This window comes from Nitrosomonas sp. Nm58, assembly GCF_900107335.1.
Taxonomy (GTDB): Bacteria; Pseudomonadota; Gammaproteobacteria; order Burkholderiales; family Nitrosomonadaceae; genus Nitrosomonas.
The window spans coordinates 1-3,039 of the sequence record NZ_FNPQ01000095.1 but is presented as its reverse complement, the minus strand read 5'-3'; the positions used below and the strand labels follow the sequence as shown (position 1 = coordinate 3,039).

The window sequence follows — 3,039 nt, the reverse complement described above, 5'->3', positions numbered from 1 at the left end:
TCTTCGCCGTCGCGGTATTCCACTTTACCGCACATCTCGCCGCATCGTGTTTCTTTCAAACGCATTGCGGCCGAAGGCCGATTACTACGCTCATTATGAAAAAACTCTATTCCGCTAACAATCTGATCGAAGCGCAAATGATCCTTTACCTGCTGGAACATGCTTATATACGGGCAAAGGTATTGAATACCCATGCACAGGGTGGGGTAGGCGAAATTCCCTTCACCCATGCCTATCCAGAGATATGGATTGTTCATGACGACGATCTCGAAAAAGCACGATCGATTATCGATGCGTACGAAAACACACCGATTGAAGTAGGTTATGTGCATTGCCCTGCTTGTGGTGAGCAAAATCCACGAAATTTCCAGTTATGCTGGCAATGTGGTGAGGGATTAGAGATTGTGCATTTGAAATTGGATGGTACCTGATCGTCCTGCCTAATCTTGTTTATGTTTATCAATAACGGGGGGGGCAAAAAGTGCCGGAATAACTTTCTTGTTCGATTTGTAGATAGACTGAGAAATTTTATCGGGTGTGTCTGACTTCTTTACCAACGCCATGGGCACATAGGGTTGAGTAAAAATTGGATCAATCGGTCGGGAAGGTTTATTTCTAGCATAATCAGCCGACTGCGACTTATTCACCTGACTACTATTACGTCTGTCTAAGCCAGGTTTATGATGTGCTGACTTACCATTATGCCGATGGCGATCAGTATTTTGTGGTAAAACCGAATGATTGGCCTTCTCAGCTTCAAACCCATTCACTTTCTTTACAATCAGTTTTGTTTTAAGCAGCTTCTCGATGCCAGCGAGGAATTCCTTTTCATTCTCACTGACTAACGAAATGGCATTTCCTTTGCTTCCCGCACGACCCGTTCGTCCAATTCGATGAATATAATCTTCTGGAACAGTCGGTAGCTCGAAATTGATCACATAAGCAAGACTCTCTATATCTAACCCCCGTGCAGCCACATCAGTAGCAACTAATGCCTGAATTTTCCCTTCTTTAAAATCATTGAGCGCCTGGGTACGCTGTTGTTGATTCTTGTCTCCATGAATTGCTGTTGCCAGCAATTCATATTGTATAAGTTGTTTGACCAACCGATCTGCACCTTGCTTGGTTCTAACAAAAATCAATACTTGTTTAAGATCATTTTGTTTAATTAACTGCACCAGTAATTCAGGCTTGCGCTCAGATTCAACCAAATGCACAACATGCGAGATGGATTGATTAATTGCATTGCGTTTTGCAGCCTCAATTAAAATCGGCTGTTTTAGTAGCTTGTCTGCAAGCTGCTTGATTTCCTCAGAAAACGTAGCAGAAAAAATCAGGCTCTGTCGCTGCGGTGGTAGCAACATGAGAATGCGCTTGATATCTGGCAAGAAACCCATATCAAGCATACGATCGGCTTCATCAAGCACTAAAATGGCTATCTTGGATAGATTGATTGTTTTCTGTTCAATATGATCCAGTAGGCGACCGGGTGTTGCAACCAATATTTCTATACCAGCTTGCAGTTCCTTTATTTGAGGATCAATGCTGACACCGCCAAAAATGACGGTACTTTTTAACTGCAAATACTTCCCATAGTTTCTTACATTGTCATATATCTGCGTTGCAAGTTCACGCGTAGGCGCAAGTATCAGTGCTCGAAGAGGATGCTTAGCTGGCGAGGTACCGGAGTTTTCGTGAGGTTGCAATCGATGCAGCATGGGTAACGTAAAACTGGCTGTTTTACCTGTACCTGTCTCGGCACTGCCCATGATATCTTTGCCTTCGAGGATATGGGGAATGACTTGGGCTTGTATTGGGGTAGGTTTGACGTAACCCTGATCTACGATCGCTCGCAAAAGCTCATCTGATAAATTTAATTGATCAAATGCTGTAATACGACTCATAAGCTGCTCAGTCTTCTCGACTGAATTTAAACATTGTTTGATTACTCTATCTCCTGTTGAATACTTCGTTTAGATTTATCAGTTTTTAGCCACTCGCTAAACTTATTCATTATATTTAGGACGATGGGTGCACCACCAATCGCGACGGCATCAACTAGACAGTACCAAGCAGCGACACCGCTGGGAGGATTCCCTTGCGATAAGTTAAATATCGGCTCAAGCTTCGCCCAATACCATGTTCCAGCTGCGGTACCAATCAATTCTAACCACGTAGTAATAAAAAAAGCGGCCAGATAAACCATTGGGGATCTACCTTTAAACAGATAGATAAGAAACACACAAAATAATATTGCTCCTACTTGATCTCCCTGCTCGGAAATACCACTAATACCCCAAAGCGACCAGACACCACATACGACCACAACAAATACAGCAATTTTCCTCGCATATCTAAGAAAAAAACCTGAACGAGCCAATGCGACGGCCGTTAAGTAAACCATTCCATGTCCTGGTGGTATATATAAGGGCACATTTTCAAATCGGTAGGTATACCCCCCCATATAAACAGAGGCAAAATGCTCACCTGCTGTTGCAAATGCCACAGCAATCACCACTTGAATTCTTATTTCCTTGTTTTCGCCCACCAACAATCCAATTAAGAATATCCATGCTATAACCCCCAAAAGGTTTTGTATAATCAGATTCGCGTGGGCGTCAATGACTAGGCTTACTGCTACACAAAAAAACGTAAAAGCGGCAATGAAGTAATCTCGCTTACTGTGGACACAAATAACATCAGACGCAGGGAAATAACGAAGCATTTTCTACCTTACCAAAATAAAAAACTCGTCATTTCCGACGAGCATGATTGTGGCCTTTGTACTCTATATTCACATCAAGGTATATTGTGCAAAGTGCACACTCTTCTATCTTCTTTTGGAAGATCGATCCAGAGGTTATAGGAAGAAATCTAGCTGGAGAAATGATTTTATTTCTCCAGCATAGATATTGATGAGATCTTACCGGAAACAAGCAGTTTTACTCTTTTCCTTTTTTATCGTCTTTTTTAGCTACTTTAGCACTAGCCTGGAATTCATCATGAAACTTAAATTTAGGCTCGCCCGCAAAAGTGCCA

The 3,039-nt window shown here is 42.3% G+C and carries 3 protein-coding genes and 1 pseudogene; 1 reads left to right on the top strand and 3 read right to left on the bottom strand.

What is annotated here, in order from left to right; translation table 11 throughout:
- A partial coding sequence (locus tag BLW34_RS15050; RefSeq protein ID WP_371263960.1) for a putative signal transducing protein occupies positions 1-431 on the top strand: 431 nt, incomplete at its 5' end.
- Positions 432-440: 9 nt separating this feature from the next.
- On the opposite strand, the gene BLW34_RS15045 is transcribed toward BLW34_RS15050, so the two are convergent.
- The 3 genes and pseudogenes from BLW34_RS15045 to BLW34_RS15905 form a co-directional block, all read right to left on the bottom strand.
- Positions 441-1,904 carry a DEAD/DEAH box helicase gene (locus BLW34_RS15045; protein ID WP_090581325.1) on the bottom strand — a complete coding sequence of 488 codons (1,464 nt, stop codon included), beginning with the start codon at positions 1,902-1,904 and terminating at the stop codon, positions 441-443.
- A 41-nt stretch (positions 1,905-1,945) separates the two neighbouring features.
- Positions 1,946-2,725: a hypothetical protein gene (locus tag BLW34_RS15040; RefSeq protein WP_090581322.1), complete on the bottom strand. Its 780-nt coding sequence runs from the start codon at positions 2,723-2,725 to the stop codon at positions 1,946-1,948.
- A gap of 217 nt (positions 2,726-2,942) precedes the next feature.
- Positions 2,943-3,039: pseudogene (locus BLW34_RS15905) on the bottom strand (cytochrome C554); the annotation flags it as partial.

What these genes read in the sequence shown, in the direction of transcription:
- BLW34_RS15045 (WP_090581325.1), bottom strand. Translation starts at nt 1,904, where the DNA reads ATGAGTCGTATTACAGCATTTGATCAATTAAATTTATCAGATGAGCTT.
- BLW34_RS15040 (WP_090581322.1), bottom strand. Translation starts at nt 2,725, where the DNA reads ATGCTTCGTTATTTCCCTGCGTCTGATGTTATTTGTGTCCACAGTAAG.